Annotated in this window: 19 protein-coding genes, 1 tRNA gene and 1 pseudogene; 14 read left to right on the top strand and 7 right to left on the bottom strand. The window is 73.0% G+C overall.

The genetic code is table 11. The features are described 5' to 3' along the window. Positions 1–54: 54 nt before the first annotated feature. Positions 55–2,001: an acetate--CoA ligase gene (gene acs / locus DEI88_RS10795; RefSeq protein ID WP_111071344.1), complete on the bottom strand. Its 1,947-nt coding sequence runs from the start codon at positions 1,999–2,001 to the stop codon at positions 55–57. Between the two features lie 629 nt (positions 2,002–2,630). Here acs and DEI88_RS10790 point away from each other — a divergent pair. The 14 genes from DEI88_RS10790 to DEI88_RS10725 all read left to right on the top strand — a co-directional run bounded on the left by DEI88_RS10790 (position 2,631) and on the right by DEI88_RS10725 (position 16,213). Then, the gene (locus DEI88_RS10790) at positions 2,631–3,698 is read left to right on the top strand and encodes a TadA family conjugal transfer-associated ATPase (RefSeq protein WP_111071345.1); all 1,068 of its coding nucleotides are present in this window, start codon (positions 2,631–2,633) and stop codon (positions 3,696–3,698) included. Next, on the top strand, positions 3,695–4,654 hold the full coding sequence (locus DEI88_RS10785; RefSeq protein WP_111036786.1) for a type II secretion system F family protein: 960 nt from the start codon (positions 3,695–3,697) through the stop codon (positions 4,652–4,654). Before DEI88_RS10790 ends, DEI88_RS10785 begins: the two co-directional genes overlap by 4 nt. 156 nt (positions 4,655–4,810) lie before the next feature. Continuing rightward, on the top strand, positions 4,811–5,047 hold the full coding sequence (locus DEI88_RS10780) for a DUF4244 domain-containing protein (protein ID WP_111009481.1): 237 nt from the start codon (positions 4,811–4,813) through the stop codon (positions 5,045–5,047). 29 nt (positions 5,048–5,076) lie between these two features. Next, positions 5,077–5,385: a TadE family type IV pilus minor pilin gene (locus DEI88_RS10775; RefSeq protein ID WP_181435170.1), complete on the top strand. Its 309-nt coding sequence runs from the start codon at positions 5,077–5,079 to the stop codon at positions 5,383–5,385. Between the two features lie 56 nt (positions 5,386–5,441). Next, positions 5,442–5,957, top strand: coding sequence for a hypothetical protein (locus tag DEI88_RS10770; RefSeq protein ID WP_111071346.1), 516 nt, complete (start codon positions 5,442–5,444; stop codon positions 5,955–5,957). Further along, positions 5,933–8,686, top strand: coding sequence for a type I DNA topoisomerase (gene topA / locus DEI88_RS10765; protein ID WP_111013502.1), 2,754 nt, complete (start codon positions 5,933–5,935; stop codon positions 8,684–8,686). Before DEI88_RS10770 ends, topA begins: the two co-directional genes overlap by 25 nt. Beyond that, a complete protein-coding gene (gene tmk, locus DEI88_RS10760) occupies positions 8,683–9,333 on the top strand; it encodes a dTMP kinase (protein WP_111009484.1) in 651 nt (216 codons plus the stop codon). Before topA ends, tmk begins: the two co-directional genes overlap by 4 nt. A gap of 49 nt (positions 9,334–9,382) precedes the next feature. Beyond that, entirely contained in the window at positions 9,383–10,525 is a 1,143-nt protein-coding gene (locus DEI88_RS10755) for a DNA polymerase III subunit delta' (protein ID WP_111013500.1), read from the top strand. Positions 10,526–10,586: 61 nt separating this feature from the next. Then, the gene (locus tag DEI88_RS10750; protein ID WP_111049275.1) at positions 10,587–11,213 is read left to right on the top strand and encodes a TetR family transcriptional regulator; all 627 of its coding nucleotides are present in this window, start codon (positions 10,587–10,589) and stop codon (positions 11,211–11,213) included. A gap of 44 nt (positions 11,214–11,257) precedes the next feature. Further along, positions 11,258–11,330, top strand: a tRNA-Thr gene (locus DEI88_RS10745). Positions 11,331–11,436: 106 nt separating this feature from the next. Further along, complete coding sequence (locus tag DEI88_RS10740; RefSeq protein WP_111071347.1) at positions 11,437–12,456, top strand: Gfo/Idh/MocA family protein; 1,020 nt, start codon at positions 11,437–11,439, stop codon at positions 12,454–12,456. 11 nt (positions 12,457–12,467) lie between these two features. Then, a complete protein-coding gene (gene dacB / locus DEI88_RS10735; protein WP_258374927.1) occupies positions 12,468–13,994 on the top strand; it encodes a D-alanyl-D-alanine carboxypeptidase/D-alanyl-D-alanine endopeptidase in 1,527 nt (508 codons plus the stop codon). A gap of 42 nt (positions 13,995–14,036) precedes the next feature. After that, entirely contained in the window at positions 14,037–14,654 is a 618-nt protein-coding gene (locus DEI88_RS10730; RefSeq protein ID WP_111071348.1) for an isochorismatase family protein, read from the top strand. 77 nt (positions 14,655–14,731) lie between these two features. After that, complete coding sequence (locus tag DEI88_RS10725) at positions 14,732–16,213, top strand: NAD-dependent succinate-semialdehyde dehydrogenase (protein WP_111071434.1); 1,482 nt, start codon at positions 14,732–14,734, stop codon at positions 16,211–16,213. 16 nt (positions 16,214–16,229) lie between these two features. Here DEI88_RS10725 and DEI88_RS10720 read toward each other — a convergent pair whose 3' ends face one another. From DEI88_RS10720 to DEI88_RS10695, 6 genes and pseudogenes are all read right to left on the bottom strand, one after another. Then, on the bottom strand, positions 16,230–18,149 hold the full coding sequence (locus DEI88_RS10720; RefSeq protein WP_111071349.1) for an ABC transporter ATP-binding protein: 1,920 nt from the start codon (positions 18,147–18,149) through the stop codon (positions 16,230–16,232). A gap of 49 nt (positions 18,150–18,198) precedes the next feature. Then, positions 18,199–18,414: a helix-turn-helix domain-containing protein gene (locus DEI88_RS10715; protein WP_111009491.1), complete on the bottom strand. Its 216-nt coding sequence runs from the start codon at positions 18,412–18,414 to the stop codon at positions 18,199–18,201. Between the two features lie 144 nt (positions 18,415–18,558). Further along, positions 18,559–19,986: an MFS transporter gene (locus DEI88_RS10710; protein ID WP_111071350.1), complete on the bottom strand. Its 1,428-nt coding sequence runs from the start codon at positions 19,984–19,986 to the stop codon at positions 18,559–18,561. A 231-nt stretch (positions 19,987–20,217) separates the two neighbouring features. Beyond that, positions 20,218–20,835, bottom strand: a pseudogene (gene ribA, locus DEI88_RS10705) (GTP cyclohydrolase II); the annotation flags it as partial. A gap of 35 nt (positions 20,836–20,870) precedes the next feature. Beyond that, complete coding sequence (gene ribD, locus DEI88_RS10700; RefSeq protein ID WP_111071435.1) at positions 20,871–21,869, bottom strand: bifunctional diaminohydroxyphosphoribosylaminopyrimidine deaminase/5-amino-6-(5-phosphoribosylamino)uracil reductase RibD; 999 nt, start codon at positions 21,867–21,869, stop codon at positions 20,871–20,873. An 88-nt stretch (positions 21,870–21,957) separates the two neighbouring features. Further along, positions 21,958–22,524: a GNAT family N-acetyltransferase gene (locus DEI88_RS10695; protein WP_111071352.1), complete on the bottom strand. Its 567-nt coding sequence runs from the start codon at positions 22,522–22,524 to the stop codon at positions 21,958–21,960. Position 22,525: the final 1 nt, after the last annotated feature.

Genomic DNA, 22,525 nt, shown 5'->3' with positions numbered 1-22,525 from the left:
CCCGCCGCAGCAGGGAGGTCCGTGCCCGTTCCGCGGGCCGGCTCGACCGGTCCGTCAGAGCAACTCCGTGATCCGTCGCATCACGTCGGCGTCCGCCAGCGACGTCGTGTCCCCGACGCCCCGTCCTTCCGCGAGGTCGCGGAGCAGCCGCCGCATGATCTTGCCCGACCGGGTCTTCGGCAGTTCCGGCACGACGACGACCTGACGCGGGCGGGCGATCGCACCGATCCGCGTGGCGACGAAGGTGCGGAGTTCCGCGGCCACGGCCTCCCGGTCGACATCGTCGGCGGACGCCCGCAGGATGACGAAGGCGACGATCGCCTGTCCGGTGGTCGGGTCGGCGGCGCCGACCACGGCCGCCTCGGCGACCGCCTGGTGCTCGACGAGCGCCGACTCGATCTCGGCGGTGGAGAGGCGATGCCCCGACACGTTCATGACGTCGTCCACCCGGCCCAGCAGCCAGAGGTCGCCCTCGCCGTCGAGCCGTGCGCCGTCACCGGCGAAGTAGCGGCCGGGGAACCGCGACCAGTAGGTCTCGACGAACCGCTCCGTGTCGTTCCAGATGCCCCGCGCCATCGACGGCCAGGGCTCCGTGATCGTGAGGTAGCCGCTCCCGCCTCGCGGCACGACCGCTCCGTCGTCGTCGACGACCTCGGCGCTGATCCCGGGGATCGGCGTCTGCGCGGCTCCGGGCTTCAACCGCGTCACGCCGGGGAGGGCGGACACCATGATCGCGCCCGTCTCCGTCTGCCACCAGGTGTCGACGACCGGCGTGCGGTCGTGCCCGATGACCTGCCGGAACCAGTGCCAGGCCTCCGGGTTGATGGGTTCGCCGACCGAGCCGAGGAGCCGCAACGAGCCGAGATCGCGCTCGTCGGGGATCGCACGCCCGGCCTTCATCGCCGCGCGGACGGCGGTGGGTGCCGTGTAGAGGACGGTGACCCCGTACCGGTCGACGACGTCCCACCAGCGCCCGGGACGCGGTTCGTCCGGGGTGCCTTCGTACAGCACCTGGGTGACGCCGTTCGCCAGGGGGCCGTACACGACGTAGCTGTGGCCGGTGATCCAGCCGATGTCCGCCGTGCACCAGTAGACGTCGCGGTCAGCGTGGATGTCGAACACGTTCCGGTGCGTCCAGGCCGCCTGGGTCAGGTAGCCGCCCGACGTGTGGACGATCCCCTTCGGGCGCCCCGTGGTGCCCGACGTGTACAGGATGAACAGCGGCTGCTCCGCCGGGAACGCCCGGGCCTCGTGCTCCGGGGAGGCGGCCGGCACGAGGTCGTGCCACCACAGGTCGCGATCGTCCTGCCACCCGACCGCGTTCCCGCCGCGGCGGACCACGACGACGTGCTCGACCGATCCGGTCCCCGCCCCGGCGAGGGCTTCGTCGACCGCGGGCTTGAGCGGGGCGACCGCGCCCTTCCGCCAGCCGCCGTCGGCCGTCACGACGACCTTCGCGCCGGCGTCCTCGATCCGGGCGCGGAGGCTCTCGGCGCTGAAGCCGCCGAACACCACCGAGTGCACGGCGCCGATCCTGGCGACCGCGAGCATCGTCACCACCGCCTCGGGGACGAGCGGCATGTACACGACGACCCGGTCGCCGACCCCGACGCCGAGGGACTCGAGGGCGTTCGCGGCGCGGCGGACCTCGTCGGTCAGTTCCGCGTAGGTGATGTCCCGTCGGTCGCCCGGCTCGCCCTCGAAGTGGATCGCGACCCGCTCGCCGTGCCCGTCCCGTACGTGCCGGTCGAGGCAGTTCTCGGCGACGTTGAGCGTGCCGTCCTCGAACCAGCGGACGAACGGTGCGTCCGAGGTGTCGACGGTCCGCGCGAACGGAGTCCGCCAGGTGAGGAGCTCGTGTGCCTGTCGGGCCCAGAACGCCGCCGGGTCCTCTCGTGCTGCGTCGTACACGTCGGGCTGCGCGATCGCGGTCGCGGAGAACTCCGGTGACGGGGGGAACCCGTCGTGGGGCGTGACCGGGGACTCGGCGGGAGTGGGCATCGGCGTCCTTTCGCATCGTCGCGACGGGTTGTGGCTGTTCGGGACACTACCGCGGACGACGACCGTCACGCCTCCGATCCTGTCGGTGCGGACAGACTGCCCTCGGAACGGTCGCGGTGCGCCCACGACGGTGTTGTCGTGGGGTACACTGGTGGTACCGGACTCGTTTCCGGGGGCAGCGGTCGGGATTCCCCCCAATCCTCCGTTGTCTGGCGGCACCCGTTCCCCCCAACTGGTGCCGCCCCTTTCTCTTCCTGGTGAGGGTCGACGCGGTCGAGGGCGACCGTGGGCCCTCGGGACGCCTCCCGATCGCCGCGCTGTACACAGAACGGTCGGTCTGGGGGCTCGGCGGACGTCGCCGCAGCGGTCCATCCCCGTCCGAGCCGAGCGGCTGACCCTCGCACCGACAGCGGTCGTCGACGCTGCTCGTCGTGCCTCGCGGCACCGTACGCCCGACCCGGGCCGCGACGACCCCGGGCGCGGACCGCACCTGCACAACGGGGTACAGATCGCGTCCCGTCGGTGCGCTCGTCATATACCTCCTCCACAGGTCGCGCCGCCTCGGAGTCATCCACCGCGGGTGCTGTCGAGCGATCGGCGCCCTCGGCGCCTGCGTACCGTTCCGCGGCATGCACGACACCGAGACGCCGCGTCCGCCCGGGGTGGCCTGGACGCAGGACGTGACACCGTTCGTTCCGTCCACGACGAGCGACGGACCGCCGCTGCTCGACTCCCGGCCCCGTCCGGACCGGCTCGTCGACTTCGACGAGCTCTACCCGCTCGTCGCCGATCCGCACATCACCGACGTGCTGGTGATCGGTGGCCGCGGAGTCTGGGTCGACGACGGGATCCGACTCCGATCCGTGGTGGGGATTGTGCTCCCGGAGGCCCGCACGCGGGAACTCGCCGTCCGCTTGGTGGCGCTGGGCGGTCGCCACGTCGACGAGTCCACGCCCTGCGCGGACGTCCACCACGTCGGCGGCATCCGCGTGCACGTCGTGCTCCGTCCGATCGCCCACCACGGGACCGCGATCAGCATCCGGCTGCCGAGCACCGAGCAGCTCGGGCTGTCGGACCTCGAAGCGGCCGGGTTCTTCACCAGCGTCGCCCGGACCGAGGTCGAGGACGCCGTGCGCGCGCGCCGGAACGTGCTCGTCAGCGGAGCGACCGGCAGCGGCAAGACCACCCTGCTCGGCGCGATGCTCGCACTCGTCCCGCACCACGAACGCATCCTCACGGTCGAGGACGTCGCCGAACTCCGCGTCGCTCACCCACACGTCGTCGCGCTGCAGGCCCGGCAGGCGAACGCGGAGGGTGCGGGCGCGATCGGGCTCGACCGGTTGATCCGCGAGGCCCTGCGGATGCGGCCGGACCGGATCGTCGTCGGCGAGTGTCGCGGAGCCGAGGTCCGGGAACTCATGAGCGCCCTCAACACCGGACACGACGGCGGCGCGGGCACGCTGCACGCGAACGGCGTGGCGGACGTCCCCGCGCGGCTCGAGGCCCTCGGCGCGCTCGCCGGGCTCGGATCGGACGCGCTCGCGCGGCAGGCCGTCAGCGCGTTCGAGCGTGTGTTCCACGTCGGACGGACCGCCGGGACCCGGCGGCTCGAGGCGGTCGCGTCCCTGGCGCTCGACGGAAGCGGCCGACTGGTCGTCCGTCAGACGGCGCCGACGGCGGCGGCGGCGGCGCAGTGACCGGCCCGCACGACGCGACGACGACCTCCGGTGTCGCCGCCTCGCGTCTGGCCCGGGAGGCCCGTCCGCCCGACCGTCCCGCGGAGGTCGCCACCGCCACGGCGCGCGTGCTCGAACGGGTCGCGGCGTTGGTGGGCGGCGGGCTCGCACCGCGCCGTGCCTGGCGCATCGTGGCGGCGCGGGAACCCGCGATCGCACCGCTCGTCGTCGCGTGCGACGCCGGCGAGGACCTCGTCGCGGCGATCGCCAGGCTGCCCGGTCCTGCCTGGGCGCAGGTGGCCGCGATGTGGCGGGTCGCCGAGCGCATCGGCGCGCCCGCCGGTCCGGCGCTCGCCGCGGCCGCCGCGGCGTTCCGCGACGTCGCCGAGGGCGAACGTGCCGTGGAGGTGGCGCTCGCGGGTCCACGCGCGAGTGCTCGTGTCGTCCTCGCGCTGCCGCTGGTGGGCGTGCTCTTCGGGCTCCTCTCGGGTGCGGATGCGTTGCGCTTCCTCCTCCTGACACCGCTCGGTTGGGCGTCGATCGTCGTCGCCGTCGGGCTGGTGGCGCTCGCGAGGGCCTGGACTGCCGCCCTCGTCCGTCGGGCCCGGCCGGACGGGCCCGTGCCGGGGCTCGTCCTCGAGACCTGGGCGATCGCGGTCTCGGGCGGTGCGGCGTGGTCGACCGCCGAACGGGTGGTCGCCGAGTCGGTCGTGCCGCCTCCGGACGCCGAGGCCCGCGCGGCCGCCGAGACCCTGGCCGTCGCTGCGGAGGCGGGCGTGCCCGCGGCGGCACTGCTCCGCACGAGCGCACTGGACGTCCGACGTCGCGTGGTCGCCGACCGTCTGGCTGCGGCGGAGCGGTTGAACGCCCAGCTCGTCGTGCCGCTGGGGCTGTGTGTCCTGCCGGCGTTCGTCCTCGTCGGCGTCGTCCCGGTCGTCGTCGGCATCGCGTCGTCCACCATCGCCGCCGTCACGTGATCGTCCACAAGCCGGGCGACGGCGACGTGGGCGACGACGCTGGGCCGCGATGATCAGAGCCGACACCGCGGGCGGGGGCCCGCGGTCGACCCGGGCGGACGACACGGCCGCCCGGGTGCCGGATGACCGATGTGTGCATGACAGAGAGGAACGACGATGGTGGTCGACGGGGGACGGACACGGCGGGACGCACGGCGGGCTCGGGCCCGGCGGACGACCCGGTGGGGGCGGTGGTGGTCTCGGGCGGCGGGGGAGCGGGGCTCGGCCACGGCGGAGTACGCGGTGGTGGTGCTGGCGGCGGTGGCGTTCGCCGGGGTGCTCGTGGCAGTGGTGCGGTCGGGGGCCGTCCAGTCCCTCCTCAGTGGCATCATCAGCGACGCGCTCTCGCTGTGACGTCCCCGGTCGGTGGGGAGCGCGGATCAGTGACGGTCGAGTTCGCCGTCGCGCTCCCCGTCGTCACGGTCGTGCTGGGGCTCGTGCTCGGCGGCGTGGTGCTGGCCGGCGAGCAGGCCCGGATGCAGGTCGCCGCGGCCGTGGCGGCGCGCGCCGCGGCTCGTGGGGACGGTGCGGCGGCTGCAGGCGCGGCCGATGCCCTCGCTCCAGGCGCCGCGGTCCGGTTCGAGTTCCCGTCCGGACTCGTGTGCGCGGTGCTCCGAGCGGATCGTCGGATGGGACCGATGCCCGCGGTGTCGGTGTCGGCGCGCGGGTGTGCCGCGGCGGGCGGGCGATGACCGGGCCACCCCGGGCGCGAGCGGCGCATCCCGACGCCCGGGACGACCGCGGCGCGGTGACGATCGTGCTGGTCGCCACGGTGCTCGCCACGGTCCTCCTGTCGACCGCGGTGCTCGCCGGGATCCGGCGCGGCGTGGACGCCCTCCACGTCGCGACCGCGGCGGACTCGGCGGCGGTCGCCGGCGCGGCCGCCGCCGTCGGACTCGTCCCGGGACCGCCCTGCGACGCGGTGTCGCACGTCGCCCGCGCCGAGGGCACGGACGTCGAACGGTGCGACGTCGACGGCGCGACGGTGACGGTCCGCCTCCGGACCGTCGGACCGCTCGTCCCGACGGCGGCGACGGCGCGTGCGGGTCCCGCCGCCGTCGCCCGGACGATGCCCGGGCAGCACCCCGGCCTCACCACACAGCGGCGCACGCGAGCGGCGGAAGCCGCCGGTCGTGTGTGTATGGTGTGCCTGTCGGTCCGCCACCCACCGACACCCACGGTCCTTCGAGCGCCGCTCGTCGCGCGACGACCGCCCGCAGCATTCGATCAAGGAGTCACGTGCCAGGCACGAAGAAGCTCGTGATCGTCGAGAGCCCCGCGAAGGCGAAGACGATCGCCCAGTACCTCGGCGACGGGTACGAGGTCCAGGCATCCGTCGGTCACATCCGTGACCTCGTGGAGCCCAAGAACCTCCCGGCCGACAAGAAGAAGGGCTCGCTCGGCAAGTTCTCCGTCGACGTCGAGAACGGGTTCGAGCCCTACTACGTCGTCTCCGACGCGAAGAAGAAGACGGTCACCGAGCTCAAGCGCGCGTTGAAGGACGCCGACGAGCTCTACCTCGCCACTGATGAGGACCGCGAGGGTGAAGCGATCGCCTGGCACCTGCTCGAGGTCCTCAAGCCGAAGGTCCCCGTCAAGCGCATGGTGTTCCACGAGATCACGAAGGAGGCCATCCAGCGCGCGAAGGAGGCCACCCGAGACCTCGACACCGCGCTCGTCGACGCGCAGGAGACCCGCCGGATCCTGGACCGCCTGTACGGGTACGAGGTCTCCCCGGTCCTGTGGCGCAAGGTCGGCCCGGGCCTGTCCGCCGGCCGCGTGCAGTCGGCGGCCACCCGGCTCGTGGTCGATCGCGAGCGCGAACGGCTCGCCTTCGTGTCGGTGAACTACTGGGATCTCACCGCGCGGTTCGCGAAGGACGCGTCGGTCTTCCCGGCCCGCCTCGCGCGGCTCAACGGCACCCGCGTCGCCGCTGGCCGTGACTTCGACGACCGCGGCAACGCCACGTCGGACGCCGTCCGGCTCGACGAGGCCTCGGCGAACGGCCTCGCGTCGGTGCTCCAGCAGGCCGGCGATGCGGTCGTCCGCAGCGTCGAGTCCAAGCCGTACACACGTCGTCCCGCGGCGCCCTTCACGACGTCGACCCTGCAGCAAGAGGCAGCCCGCAAGCTGCGGTTCAGCGCGCGGCAGACCATGAGCGTCGCGCAGTCGCTGTACGAGAACGGGCACATCACCTACATGCGGACCGACTCCGCGTCGCTCTCGCAGCAGGCCGTCACCGCCGCGCGCAAGCAGGCGGCCGAGCTCTACGGTTCGGACACCGTCCCGGACAAGCCACGCACGTACGCGGGCAAGAGCAAGAACGCCCAAGAGGCCCACGAGGCCATCCGGCCGGCGGGCGACACGTTCCGGACGCCCAGCCAGATGGAGGGCGTGCTCCGCGGCAACGACTGGAAGCTCTACGACCTCATCTGGAAGCGGACGGTCGCATCGCAGATGGCCGACGCCAAGGGCTCCACGGCCTCCGTGGTGATCGGGATCGCCGCACCCGAGGCCGTCGAGGGGCTGGCGGTCACGCAGGGCGGGACGGACGCCGAGTTCACCGCGTCGGGCACGGTCATCACCTTCCGCGGGTTCCTCAACGCCTACGAGGAGGGTCGTGACGAGGACCGGCACGACGCGAGCGACGCGGCCGACACGTCGCTCCCGCAGGTGGCGGAGCGCGACCACCTCGGCGTCGAGGGCATCGAGGCCAAGGGCCACGACACGTCGGCGCCGCCGCGGTACACCGAGGCGAGCCTCGTCAAGGCGCTCGAGGAGCTCGGCATCGGCCGTCCGTCCACGTACGCCGCGATCCTGTCGACGATCGTCGACCGCGGGTACGTCACGCCGCGCGGCAGTGCGCTCGTTCCCAGCTGGATCGCCTTCAGCGTCGTCCGGCTGCTCGAGGAGTACTTCCACGACCTCGTCGAGTACGACTTCACCGCCGAGATGGAGGGCGATCTCGACCGGATCGCGGACGGCGAGGCCGACCGGGTCGATTGGCTCAACGGCTTCTACTTCGGCACCGACGCCCAACGGGGCCTCCGCGGGGTCATCGACAACCTGGGTGAGATCGACGCGCGCGAGATCAACTCCGTCCAGCTCGCGCCCGACCTGACGCTGCGCATCGGCAAGTACGGCCCCTACATCGAGGCACCGAGCGACGACCCCGAGCAGCCCCGTCGTGTGAACGTGCCCGAGGAGCTCGCGCCCGACGAGCTGACGGCCGAGAAGGCGCGCGAGCTGATCGAGGCGCCCGTCGTGGGGGACCGCGTGGTCGGCATCAACCCCGCGACCGGTAAGGAGGTCCTGGCGAAGGACGGCCGGTTCGGGCCCTACGTGACCGAGCGGACGCCGGAACCCGAGGCCGAGGTCGACCAGGCCACCGGCGAGGTCCGGGCGTCCACGGCGGCAGACGCTGCCGAGGGCACGACGACGACCGCGACGGCGCCGAAGCGCACCACGAAGAAGGCAGCGCCCCCGAAGGAGCGCACGGCCTCGCTGTTCAAGTCGATGGACCCGCAGACCATCGACCTCGAGACCGCCCTCAAGCTGCTCGACCTCCCGCGCGTGGTCGGGACGGATCCGGAGTCGGGCGAGGAGATCACGGCGCAGAACGGCCGCTACGGCCCGTACCTCAAGAAGGCCGCCGACACGCGGACGCTCCCGAGCGAGGACGCCATCTTCGACATCGACCTGCCCGGGGCCCTCGAGCTCTTCGCACAGCCGAAGTACGGCGCGCGTCGAGCGTCGAGCGCGCTCAAGGAGTTCGAGGCGGACCCGGTGAGCGGCAAGCCGATCAAGGTCAAGGACGGACGCTTCGGGCCGTACGTCACCGACGGCGAGACGAACGCGACCATTCCCCGCGGCGAGGACGTCGAGGCGGTCGACTTCGACCGGGCCGTCCAGCTGCTCGCGGACAAGCGTGCGAAGGGCCCGGCGAAGCCCCGCGCCAAGGCCACCCGGAAGCCCGCCACCAAGAAGAAGTGAGCGCGTCGGGCCGGACCGGCCGCGGACGGTTCATCACCCTCGAGGGCGGCGACGGCGCGGGCAAGAGCACGCAGGCGGCCCTCCTCGAGGACTGGCTGACCGAGGGGGGCCGGACGGTCGTGCGCACCCGCGAGCCGGGCGGCACCGCGCTGGGCGAGCGCATCCGCGAGATGGTCCTGCACGAGCGTGGGCACGTCGCCCCGCGGGCCGAGGCGCTGCTCTACGCCGCCGACCGGGCACACCATGTCGAGACCGTCGTCCGGCCGGCGCTCGCCCGGGGCGACGTCGTGGTGCAGGACCGCTACATCGACTCGTCGGTGGCCTACCAGGGCGTCGCGCGATCGCTCGGCGCCGACCGGGTCCGAGCGGTCTCGGACTGGGCCGCGGACGGCCTGACCCCGGACCTGACGGTGCTGCTCGACCTCGACCCCGTCGTCGGCCGCCGTCGGGTGGCCGCCGCACGGGGGACGCTGGACCGACTCGAGTCGGAGGCGACCGCGTTCCACACCGCGGTGCGCGACGCCTTCCTCGCCATGGCCCGAGCCGAGCCGGACCGGTTCCTCGTGCTCGACGCCACACGCCCCGTGGAGGAACTGGCGGGGGCGGTGCGCGCCCGGGTCGCGCAGGTGCTCGGAGCGGCGGCGTGACCTCCCGCGATCGCTCCGCGCTGTCGGTGGCCGATGAGAGCGTGTCCCGGTGAGCGTGTGGGACGGGCTGACCGGCCAGGCGGACGCGGTCGCCGCGCTCCGAGCGGCGGCCGAGGCCCCCGAAGGCAGCGGGAGCATGACGCACTCGTGGCTCATCACCGGGCCTCCCGGCTCCGGGCGGTCGAACGTGGCGCTCGCGTTCGCCGCGGCGCTCGTGGGTGACGGCCCCGACGACGACCGAGCACTGACGCAGGTCACCGCCCGGACGCACCCGGACGTCGCGGTCCTGTCGACGCAACGGGTGATCATCACCATCGACGAGATCCGCTCGCTCGTGACGGGGTCGCACTACGCGCCGTCGGTGGGTCGGCACCGCGTCGTGATCGTCGAGGACGCCGACCGGATGACCGAGCGCACCTCGAACCTCCTGCTCAAGGCGCTCGAGGAGCCCCCGGAGCGGACGGTCTGGATCCTCTGCGCCCCGAGTGAGGCCGACCTCATCCCGACCATCCGCTCGCGGGTGCGGTCCGTGCGCCTCCGGGTCCCGGACGTCGCGTCGGTGGCCGACCTCATCGTCGCCCGCACCGGCGTCGACCGCACCCTCGCGGTCGACGCGGCCCGGCAGGCCCAGAGCCACATCGGGATGGCGCAGCGCCTGGCCACGAGCGCCGAGGCGCGGGACCGCCGTCGCCGCACCCTCGAGACCGTGCTCGCCGTCCGGAGTGTCGGGGACGCGGTGGTCGCCGCGGCCGACCTGCTCGCCGTGGCGGACGAGGACGCCAAGGCCATCACGCAGGAGAAGGACGCCGAGGAGCGTGACGCGGCGCTCCGGTCGCTCGGCGTGGAGCCGGGCGGGACGGTGCCGCCGGCGCTCCGCGGGCAGCTGCGTGGGCTTGAGGAGGACCAGAAGCGGCGCGCCACCCGGAGCCTCCGCGACGGCCTCGACCGCATCCTCGTCGACGTCATGTCCCTGTACCGCGACCTGTTGTTGCTCGGTCTCGGCGCGCCCGTCGAGCCCGTGAACGCGTCGATGCAGGCGGAACTCGATCGTGCGCTCGCATCGGTGCCTCCCGCGTCCGCGCTCGAGGTGCTCGACGCGGTCGCCCTCGCCCGAGACCGCATCGCCGCGAACGTGGCGGCGCTCCTGGCGCTGGAGGCGCTCATGGTGACGATCGCGCGGGCCGTCCGCTGATGCACGGATGCCCTCGGCGGACGACCGTCGCCGACCGCACCGCCTCTGGGATGATCAGACGATGAGCGACACCGAGCCGGGCCTGCGCGAACGCAAGCGTCGGGCGACCCGTCTGGCGATCCAGCAGGCGGCGATCCGGATCGCGCTCGAGCAGGGCCTCGCCGCGGTGACCGTCGACGAGATCTCGCGGCGCGCGGACGTCTCGCCACGCACGTTCTTCAACTACTTCCCGAACAAGGAGCAAGCGCTCTCGGGTGACGATCCCTCGTTCCCCGACGACGCGATCCTGGCCGAGTTCGCGGCCGGTGGACCGACGGGGTCGTTGCTCTCGGACGTCGGTTCGCTCCTGGTCCACTCGACGCAGGAACTCATCGCCGACCGCGAGCTGCTGCCGGAGCGGCAGCGCCTGCTCAGGGAGCACCCCCAGCTCTTCAGTCAGCGCATGGCGTCGATGAAGGAGTTCCAGGCGCAGCTCTCGGCGGTCGTGGAACGACGGCTCCTGCGTGACCACCCCGATGGCGACCCGGTCGTGCTCGCCCGGCGCTCGACGCTCGTGGCGTTGGTCGCACTCGCGGCGGTGCGGCAGGCGTGGTCGCAGTGGTCGGCGGACGAGGACGCGACCCTGGTGGACAGCATCGAGACCGCGTTCGCGGACCTCGCCGTGCTCGTTTCGCGCACACCCGCCTGATCCGCTACAGTTGACACCCGTGCCGCTCCGGATCCGGAGCGTCCGCCGCCTTAGCTCAGTCGGCAGAGCGATTCACTCGTAATGAATAGGTCGTCGGTTCGATTCCGACAGGCGGCTCGATCGAGGCCCACATCCCCACGTCGGGGTGTGGGCCTCTTCGTCGTGAGCGGTGGTCCGCGGCGCGCTGCGCACACGTCCGTCGCGGTCCCGGTAGACAGGGACCATGACGGTTCGCTGGGGCGTGATCGGGACGGGCGGCATCGCTCGCTCCTTCGTGGAGGACAGCGCGGCGCTCGGGGTGCGCTTCACCGCGGTGGGGTCGCGGACGCGGGGCCGAGCGCAGGCGTTCGCGGACGAGTACGGCATCGAGCACGCCCACGGGGACTACGACGCCCTGGTCGCCGACGACACCGTCGACGCGGTGTACGTCGCGACCCCGCACTCGGCACACGCCGAGGACGCCCTGCGGGCGATCGAGGCGGGCAAGCACGTGCTGGTGGAGAAGGCGTTCACGGTGAACGCGGCGGAGGCGCGACGGGTCGTGGACGCGGCACGAGCCGCCGGGGTCCTCGTCGTCGAGGCGATGTGGACGCGGTTCCTGCCGCAGGCGAGCCGGATCCGCCAGCTCGTGCACGAGGGTCGCATCGGACGGCCTCGTCTCGTCGAGGCGACGCACCACCAGGCCCTGCCGACGGACCCGCGGCACCGGCTGAACGACCCGGCGCTGGCCGGCGGTGCGCTGCTCGATCTCGGCGTCTACCCGCTGGCGTTCGCGGTCGACGCGCTCGGCGTGCCGGAGACGGTCGCGGCGGTGGGGTCCTTGAGCGATCAGGGCGTGGACACGCAGATGGGGCTCGTGCTCGGGCACCCGGACGGCGCGCAGTCGGTGCTGCACTTCGCGCTCGACCTGCGCAGCCCGAACGCGGCGTCGATCATCGGGGACGAAGGGCGGATCGACCTCGACCCGTCGTGGATCGGCCCGACGACCTACCGGCTGCGCGATCGGGACGGCCACGTGCTCGAGGAGTTCGACGGGCGTGAGGACCGCGTCGGCTACCACCACGAGGCGCGGGCGTTCGAGGAGATGATCGCGTCGGGTGACCACGAGGGCGGACCGATGCCGATCGAGCAGACCGTCGCGATCATGGAGGTCATGGACGAGGCGCGTCGGCAGGTCGGCGTGCGCTACCCGGGCGAGACGGACGACACCACCGACACTGGCGCGGAGCCGACCCACCCGTAGAATCGTCGGCGATGTCCGACGACCTCGACGCGCCGAACCACGCCGACCACGTCCCCGCCGCCGACGCCCCGCACGGTGGGCGCGCGGCCTTGACGCGCCTCCGCGGTGCGGTCGCGCGACGCCCGATGCCGTGGGCGGTCGGCGCCTTCGTCGCGGTCCTCGTGCTCGGGTCCGGTGGCGCCGCCGCGATCGCGGCGGCGACGACACCCGGCGCCGGGAGGCCCGTGACCGGCGTGACGGCGGCGAGTGGCGCCTCCCGGTCCGCGCCTCCGGCGACGCGGTCGGCGACACCGACGCCGACGCCGACGGTGGCCGCCCGACCGGTGCCGACCGACCCCGCCGGTCCGACGGCGATCGGGACGTGCTCGGTCGCAGGGGCGGCCTCCGCCGCTGGTCTCGGTCAGTTCGAGGGCGTCGTCGTCGACGCCGCGACGGGCGAGACCCTGTTCGACCGGAGCGGCGGCACGCCCGCACGGACGGGGAGCGTCATGAAGACGCTCACGACCGCGACGGCGCTCGCCGACCTCGGTGCGGGCTACCGCATCCCGACCACGGTGGTCTCCGAGGGCGGCGGCACCGTCGCGATCGTCGGCCACGGTGACCCGACCCTCTCGGCGGGCGGGGCCACCGTCTACCCGGGGGCCCCGACGCTCGTGCAGTTGGCGCAACAGGTCAAGACGACGCTCGGCAGCACGCCCGTGACGACGATCGTCACCGACGACACGTACTGGAACGACGCGGACGCGTGGGACCCGACGTGGCCGGTCACCGAGCGGACCATCGGTTACCAGCCGGAGATCACCGCGCTCATGGTGGACGGTGACCGCGCCAGTCCCGGTCTCGCGACCTCCCCCCGGTCGACCGATCCCGTCGGCCGCGCTGGCGCGATGTTCCGCACCGCCCTGGCGAACGCGGGCGTGGTCGGTGCGGCGTCGGCGACGATCACGAAGCGTGCCACCACGGGCACGACGACCATCGCCGAGGTGCAGTCGCAGCCGGTGTCGACCCTGATCGGGCAGATGATCCCGAACTCCGACAACACGCTCGCCGAGATGCTCGCCCGGATCTCGTCGAAGGTGTCGGGGTCGAACGGCTCAGCGGCATCGCTGACCGGCGTGTACCGCGCGGCCCTGTCGGCCTACGGCATCGACGCCTCGGCGATCACGATCAGGGACGGCTCGGGCGAGAGCGCCTCGAACGCCGTCGCACCAGCGCTCGTCGCGAAGCTCATGGTGCAGGTCGCGGCCGGGCAGAAGGGCCTCGGCGTGCTGGCGCAGTCGCTGCCGATCGCCGGTCAGACCGGGACACTCGCCGGTCGCTTCACGGGGGCGAACGCGGTCGCCGCCGGCAAGGTGCACGCCAAGACGGGATGGATCGACACCGCGAACACACTCGGCGGGTACATGGACGCCGCGGACGGCACGCGGCTGACGTTCGCGTTCTACGCGCTCGGGTCGTCGCGGGCCGCCGCGTTGCCAGCGCTCGACGCGATCACCGCTGCGGTCTACCGATGCGGCGGCAAGCTCGCGAACACCTGACCGTGTGCGGCCGCGGACGGCGGCAGGGGACAGGATGGACGCATGACCAGAGCGCTCGTGATCGTGGACGTCCAGAACGACTTCACCGAGGGCGGCGCCCTCGGTGTGGACGGGGGTGCTGCGACCGCCGCGCGCATCACGACCTTCCTCGGGCGACACGCGGGCGACTACGACGTCATCGTCGCCTCGCGCGACTGGCACCACGGCGACGACGACAACGGCGGTCACTTCGCGTCGGGGGATCCGGACTACGTCACGACGTGGCCGGTGCACTGCGTGGCGGACACCTTCGGTGCCGAGTACCACCCGGACCTCGACACCGCACCGGTCGACATCCACGTGCGGAAGGGCATGGGGGAGCCGGCGTACTCCGCGTTCGAGGGCGTCGACGACCAGGGCCGGGGGCTCGTCGACCTGCTGTACGACCGGAAGGTGCACGCGCTCGACGTCGTCGGCATCGCGACCGACCACTGTGTCCGGGCGACGGCCCTCGACGGTGCCCGAGCCGGCCTCGACGTCTTCGTGTTCGAGGACCTCGTCGCCGGGGTCGCGTCCGGACCGAGCGCGGCCGCGCTCGACGAGATCCGCGCGGCCGGTGGGCACGTCGGTCGGAGCGACGTCGGGGAGGGCCTCGAACGCACCGACGGCGCCCAGATCTGACGCGCGACCCCGAGGAGACGAGCATGAGCGACGGGACCACCACGACCGCGCACCCGAGCGAGACCACCACCGCGCACATGACCACCGTCGACGACGGCGTCGTCCGGGTGACGGACGTGCCGACGGGCCTGTTCATCGCGGGCGGATGGCGTGCCTCGTCGTCCGGCCGGACCTTCGACGTCCGCGACCCGTCGACGGGCGCCGTCATCGCCGCCGTGGCCGATGCCACCCCCGAGGACGCGATGGCGGCCCTCGACGCCGCGGTGGTCGCGCAGGACGCCTGGGCTGCGACCTCGCCCCGGGGGCGCTCCGACGTGCTCCGTCGCACGTTCGACCTGGTGCACGAGCACGCCGAGGACCTCGCGCGGCTGATGTCGCTCGAGATGGGCAAACCCCTGGCCGAGGCGCGCGGCGAGGTCGTGTACGGCGCCGAGTTCCTCCGGTGGTTCAGCGAGGAGGCCGTGCGCATCGGCGGCTCCTACGGCACGAACCCCGAGGGCACGGGTCGCGCCATCGTCCTGAAGCGCCCGGTCGGCCCGGTCTACGCGATCACGCCGTGGAACTTCCCCCTGGCGATGGCGACGCGGAAGATCGGGCCGGCGCTCGCGGCGGGCTGCACCATCGTCGTGAAGCCCGCCGACCTGACGCCCCTGACGACCCTGTACCTCGCGCGGCTGTTCGCCGAGGCCGGGCTGCCTGCCGGGGTGCTCGGCGTCGTGCCGACCTCGGACGCCGCGGCGCAGTCGGGGCCGCTCATCGCCGATCCGCGACTCCGGAAGCTCACGTTCACCGGGTCCACGCCCGTCGGCTCGGCACTGCTCAAGCTGGCCGCGGACAACGTGCTCCGGACGAGCATGGAGCTCGGCGGCAACGCGCCACTCGTGGTGTTCGACGACGCGGACCTCGAGACCGCCGTGTCCGCGGCGATGGCAGCGAAGTTCCGCAACGTCGGTGAGGCCTGCACGGCGGCGAACCGCTTCTTCGTGCAGGCCGGGATCGCCGATGCCTTCGTCGCGGCGCTCACCGATCGCGTCCGCGGGTTCCGCATCGGCCGCGGGACCGAGGACGGCACGACCATGGGGCCGCTCATCGACGAGCGCTCGGTCGACAAGGCGGCGCGACTCGTCGCGGACGCCGTCGATCGCGGGGCGACCCTCGTGCTCGGCGGGGAGCGCGTGGACCGTCCGGGGACCTACTACGCCCCGACGGTGCTCGACACGGTCCAGCCCGGGTCCGCGATCCTGTCGACCGAGATCTTCGGGCCGGTCGTGGCGATCACCCGGTTCGACACCGAGGACGAGGCCGTCCGGCTGGCGAACGACACCGAGTACGGTCTCGTCTCGTACGTGTTCACGAAGGACCTCGCGCGCGGCCAGCGCATGGCGGAGCGGCTCGAGTCGGGCATGGTCGGGCTGAACACGGGTGTCGTCTCGAACGCGGCGGCACCGTTCGGTGGTGTCAAGGCGTCGGGGCTCGGGCGTGAGGGTGCCCACGACGGTCTCGAGGAGTACCTCGAGACCGTGTACGTCCTGACGCCGGATCCGTTCGCCGCGCCCTGACCGTCCGGGCAGGCCCTCAGACCAGGAGCTGGTGCTTCGCCAGGTCCCGGTAGAGCGGCGTCGTCTGCACGAGTTCCGAGTGGGTGCCCTGCCCGACGACGCGTCCCTGCTCGAGCACGACGATGTGGTCCGAGTCGACGACGGTGGACAGTCGGTGCGCGATCACGAGGAGCGTGCGGTCCTCGGCCACCGCGTCGATCGCGGCCCGCATCCGCTGCTCGTTGATGCCGTCGAGGCTCGACGTCGACTCGTCGAGCAGCAGGATCGGCGGGGCGGCGAGGAGCGCGCGGGCGATCGCGAGCCGCTGGCGTTCGCCGCCGGACAGCATGACGCCGTCCTCGCCGACCTGGGCGTCGAGGCCGCGTTCGTCGCGCTCGAGCACGTCGGACAGGTTGACGGCCTCGAGGACGCGCACGCACTCGGCTTCGGTCGCTTCGGGCTTGCCGAGCAGCAGGTTCGCCCGGATCGTCCCCGCGAGCACGGGGGCGTCCTGTTCGACGTACCCGATCTGGCTGCGGAGCTCGGCACGGTCGAGCCCGCGGACGTCGATCCCGCCGAGTCGGACGACGCCGTCGGTCGGGTCGTAGAACCGCTCGATGAGCGCGAGCGTCGTGCTCTTGCCGGCACCGGAGGGGCCGACGAGCGCGACGCGCGTGCCGCGCCGCACGCCGAAGGACACGTCGTGCAGGACGGCCGTGTCGCTGGCCGTGCCGGTCGTGTCGCCGTCCGGCCGGGAGGCGGTGCGCGCGCCCGGCAGGCCGCGCGCGTCCGCCCCGTCGACCGCGGGGACCGGCACGGCGGCAGCGGTTCCCGGGACCGTGCCGTCCGCCTCCGTCACCGCGCGGACGGCGGCCTCGCGGTAGTGGAAGGACACGTGCTCGAAGGTGATGGCGTCGTCCGTGGCGACCGCGGGGGCCGGGAGGGCGGCGTGGTCGTCCTGGTCCTCGGTGGGCAGGTCGAGGATCTCCTGGATGCGGCCGAGGGCCCCGAGGGCTTGATTGACCGCGACCGCCGCACCGAACGCCTGACCGAGCGGCATGATCATCATGAACAGCAGCAGGATGAACGTCACGAGGGTGGCGACCTGGATGCTGCCCGCGGCGACCTGTCCGCCGCCGACGCCGATCACGACGATGAACGAGAGCTGCATGGCGATGCTCGCGACCGGGACGACGAACGCCGACATCCGCGCGATGTCGAGACCGCGGCGGTAGGCCTCCGAGGCGTGGCCGTCGATCTCCGTGACCTCGCGTTCGGTGGCACCCGCGGCTCGGATCGTGCGGACGGCGCTGATGCCGCGCTCCACCGCGGCCGTCAGGTCGCCCACCTTCTCCTGCGCGGCCTTGCTCGCGGCGCGGATCCGGCGCGACAGCACGCCGACGACGACGATCGAGACGGCGATCACGATGGCGGTGAGACCGAGCAGGAGCGGGTCGATGATCGCCATGCCCACGACGGCGCCGATGAAGGTCAGGGCGCCCCCGATCGCTTCGACGAGTCCCTGGGTCAGGACCGCGCGGAGGAGCGTCGTGTCGCTGCCGACGCGGGACACGAGGTCACCCGTGCGGCGGACGTCGAACTCGGAGATCGGGAGGGACAGGATCCGCGCGACGAGGCGCCGCCGGCTCGACAGCACGACGCCCTCGCCCGCCCGCTGGAGCATGAAGTGCTGGAAGCCGTTGATGAGCCCCGCGACGACGACCATCGCCGCGAGCGCGACGACGAGCAGGGTCAGGGTGTGCCCGGCCTCGACGGCCTGGATCACCTGGTTCACGAGCAGGGGCTGTGCGAGCGACGCAGCCGAGCCGAGCACGCTGAGCACGACGATGAACACCATCACCGGGCGGTTCTCGAACAGGTACGGGAGCAGTGAACGGAAGGTCGCGCGGGGTCCGTCCGGCTGCTTGCGGCCGCGTCGGGCCAGGGGATTGCTCATCGGTTCCTTCTCGGATGGTGCCGGGCGCATGCCCGTGACGGAGGTCGCGTCAGCAGCGGCCGTACTTCTTGTGCACGGCCTGACGGCTCACGCCGAGGAGCGTGGCGATCTCCTGCCACGAGGCTCCGGCGTTGCGTGCGCGACGGGCGGCGATCGCCTCGACCCGGTCGACCTCGCGACGGAGGTCCCGCACGGCACCGAGGGCCGTGAACGGGTCGTCGTCGCCGGCGTCGGCCGCGAGCGCGGTGATCGTGCCGCTGTCCATGGTGTCAACCTACATTGACACTCGCAGCATGTCAACCCGCGTTGACGGAGGCGCCCGTCCGCGCCACGGCGACGGGCGCCCGTCGACCGGTGCCGGTCCTCCCGGTCGGTCGGCGAGCGCCCGTCGTGCTGGCGGTGGCCCGCGTCAGGGAGCGAGGCTCCCCGCGCTGGTGGTCCCCTCTGTCGTGCCGGTGCCGCCGGTGCCGTCCGTGCGGTCGAAGTCGCTCCCGCGGGTCTCGCGGACGAAGAACAGCGCGACGAGTGTGACGACCGCCGCTCCCGTCAGGTAGAGCCCGACGAGGAAGATGTTCCCCTTGGCGCTCCACAGGGCGATCGCGACGGTCGGGGCGAGGGAGGCACCGAGGATGCTCGCGACGTTGTAGGCGACGGCCGAGCCCGTGTACCGGACGTTCGCGGGGAACAGCTCGGGCAGGAGCGCACCCATCGGACCGAACGTCAGGCCCATGAGCGAGAGTCCGACGACGAGGAACGTCACCGTGCCGAGCGGCCCGTGCGCGGACGCGAACCAGAACTGGAACGTCAAGCCGAACAGCACGATACCGATCGTCGTCAGGATGAGCGTCGGGCGGCGCCCGAAGCGGTCCGCGAGCATGCCGGCGATCGGCGTGAAGATCCCGAAGAAGACGACGCCGATCATGAGGAGGCCGAGGAACTCGCCCCGCGGGTACCCGAGCCCGATCTTCGCACCGGCGGTCACGGTGGACGGCGCCGTACCGTACGTCAGCGTGAACGTCGTCATGAAGTAGAACAGCACGTACGTCGCGACCATCCCGAACGTCCCGACGACGACCGCACGCCAGGACGTGCGGAACACACGGCCGAGCGGCACCTTGGCGACCGCGCCCGATTCCACGACCCCCGTGAACACCGGCGACTCGATGAGCTTGAACCGGACGTAGAGTCCGATGACCACGAGCACGGCGCTGAGGAGGAACGGGATCCGCCAGCCGAAGGACTGGAACGCGGGCGACGCCGCCTGTCCCGCCGCGGCCGGCATGAGCGCGTTGAGCACGATGAAGACGCCGTTGGCGATGAGGAACCCGATCGGCGCGCCGAGCTGGGGGAGCGACCCGAAGACGCCCCGGCGGCCCGACGGCGCGTTCTCGGTCGCCAGGAGCGCCGCCCCGCTCCACTCGCCCCCGAGGCCGACGCCCTGGCAGAACCGCATGGCGGCGAGGAGGACCGGCGCCCAGACACCGATCTGCGCGAACGTCGGCAGGACGCCGATGAGGAACGTCGCGCTCCCCATCACGAGGAGGGAGGCGACCAGCGTGGTCTTCCGGCCGATGCGGTCACCGAAGTGGCCGAAGATGATCGATCCGACCGGGCGTGCGAAGAACGCCAGCGCGAACGTCACGAACGACGACAGCTGCGAGGCGACCGCACTCTCGTTCGGGAAGAACAGGCTGGGGAACACGAGGACCGCGGCGGTCGCGTAGACGTAGAAGTCGTAGAACTCGATCGACGTGCCGACGAGGCTGGCGATCACCACGCGGGAGCGCGGGTTGGTGGTGGGTGCGGCGACGGACGTCGCCGGAGCGGGTGCGGACATGGTTGCGCGTCGGACTCCGAGGGGAGCACCCGGGACGGGTGCGGTGCGGACACGAACGTCGGGTCGACGACCGGTTCGCGCAGGTGGGCGCGGACGCCGGTCGGATGCGTTCGTCGAGGTACCGCTCGTGACGGTCCACACAGTCTACGTGCTCGTCGTCGAACCTGCGAATCCGCCCAGAGCCTGGGATACCAACGCCGCGGCGCCGGATGGGCTCCGCCGCCCGACCGATCAGCCGGGGAGGTCCGCCTCGAGATGCGCGGGGAGGGCGTGTCCCATCCGGTCGCGCTTCGTGTCGAGGTAGCCGGCGTTCTCGGCCGAGACACCGACCACGAGCGGCACGAGCTCGTCGACGACGATCCCGTGCTCCTCGAGCTGCCGGCGCTTCTCGGGGTTGTTCGACAGCAGCCGGATGTGGGTGATCCCGAGGTCCGTGAGGATCCCCGCGGCCCCGCCGTACTCACGCGCGTCCGCGGGCAGGCCGAGCGCGAGGTTCGCGTCGAGCGTGTCGAGCCCGTCCTCCTGCAGCCGGTAGGCGCGGAGCTTGTCGATGAGCCCGATGCCCCGGCCCTCCTGCCCCCGCAGGTAGACGACGACCCCGCCCTCGGCGGCGATGGTGTCGAGCGCGGCGTCGAGCTGCGGGCCGCACTCGCACTTGAGCGACCCGAAGGCCTCGCCGGTCAGGCACTCCGAGTGCACTCGAACGAGCGCTCCGTCGGCCGGGGCGTTCCCAGTGCGGTCGCGCGCGATGACGGCGACGTGGTCCGCCCCGGTCACGAGGTCCCGGTACGCGCGCATCTCGAACCGGCCGTGGACGGTCGGGACGGTGGTGGCGACCTCGAACCGCAGGGGACTGCCCGGTGTGGGGGAGGTCAGCGCGTCGCTCATGTGGTGCTCCGGTCGATGCGGGCCCGGAACAGCAGGTCCGGGCCGAGTTCCGTGGACGATGCGATGGTCAACCGCAGGCGGTCGTCCATGCTTCCCACGCCGAGGTCGTCGAGGGCCGTCCGTGGACCGCCGAGCAGGACCGGCGCCGTGTACACCAGCAGTTCGTCGGCGAGGCCGTGCCGGATGAGGGCGCTCGCGACCGTCGGACCGCCCTCCGCGAAGACGGTGTGCACCCCGAGGGGGCGGAGGGAGCGCAGCGCTGCCTCGAGGTCGTGGCCCGGAACCGCGCGGTAGCCGCGGGGATGGCGGCGGAGCGCGGCGTCGTCCGGCACCGCGCGGTCACCGACCACGACGGGCAGGGGCTGCACCGGCATGAGCTCGCCCGCGTCTCCCCGCGCGGTGAGGCTCGGATCGTCGGCGAGCACGGTACCGGTACCGACGAGCAGCGCATCGTGGTCCGCGCGCTGCTCGTGCACGTGCTGCCGCGCGGCCGCCCCCGTGATCCACTTGCTCGAGCCGTCCGCCGCCGCGGCCCGGCCGTCGAGGCTCATGGCCCACTTCACCGTCACCCAGGGCCGGCCGAGTCGGACCGAGAGCAGCCAGCGCTCGAGGAACGACTCGGCCTCGTCCGCGAGGAGCCCGGACACGACGTCGACGCCCGCGGCGCGGAGGCGTGCGGCACCGCCGTGCGCGTGCTCGCCCGGGTCGTCGATCGCGTACACGACGCGGGTCACCCCGGCGTCGAGCAGAGCGACCGAGCACGGTCCGGTGCGGCCGACGTGGTCGCACGGCTCGAGCGTGACCACCATCGTCGCACCACGGGCCGCGCCCGGCGGGAGCGCTGACAGTGCCTCGACCTCGGCGTGGGGCGTGCCCGCACCACGGTGGTGTCCCTCGGCGAGCACGGAGCCGTCCGACGCCAGGACGACGGCGCCGACGCGCGCGTGGTCGCCGACGCGCGGGCCCTCGGCCGCGAGTTCGAGCGCGCGGCGCATGGCCCGCTCCTCGGCCGGGGAGACGGGTCCGGAGGGCGCGGTGCTCACCTGGTCGAGCATAGCGAGGCTCCCGGCCGCCGGCCGGGCGTCAGGCGTCGAGCGCGGCCGCGGGCCACGGCAGGTCCGAGGCCGATCGGCCGTCCGCTCGGAGCAGTCCCTTCCAGCAGGTCACGGGGGTGCCGTCACGGCCGGGGATGAGCCCGGGTCCGGTCCCGGTGTAGGCGAACCCCGCCCGTCGCGCCACCGCGGCCGACGCCCGGTTGCCGACGAAGCACTCCCAGTACACGTCCTCGTGGCCCTGCTCGAACGCCCACCCGGTCACGAGTCGCACGGCCTCGGCCATGAGCCCGTGCCCGCGCGCCGCGGGCGCGAGCCAGAACCCGATGTCGCGGTGCGCGGGCCGGAACGCCACGACGCCCTCGAGCCACGTGCTCGACGGCCGGCGGATCGCCCACGTGTACTCGCGGTCGGACGCCCAGCCCGGGCCGACCAGGGCGTCGACGAAGGCATGGGCGTCACGCGGCCCGTACGGCGTCGGGATCGTCGTCCAACGCGCGATCTCGGCGTCCTGGCACGCCTCGGTGATCGCGGGTGCGTCCGCCCGCGTCGGCATGTCGAGGCGGGCGACGGGGGACCGCAGCGTGACGGGGAGCACG

The organism is Curtobacterium sp. MCBD17_003, assembly GCF_003234885.2.
Classification (GTDB): Bacteria; Actinomycetota; Actinomycetes; order Actinomycetales; family Microbacteriaceae; genus Curtobacterium.
The sequence above is the reverse complement of the archived record's forward strand: the minus strand, read 5'-3'. Positions and strand labels throughout refer to the sequence as shown.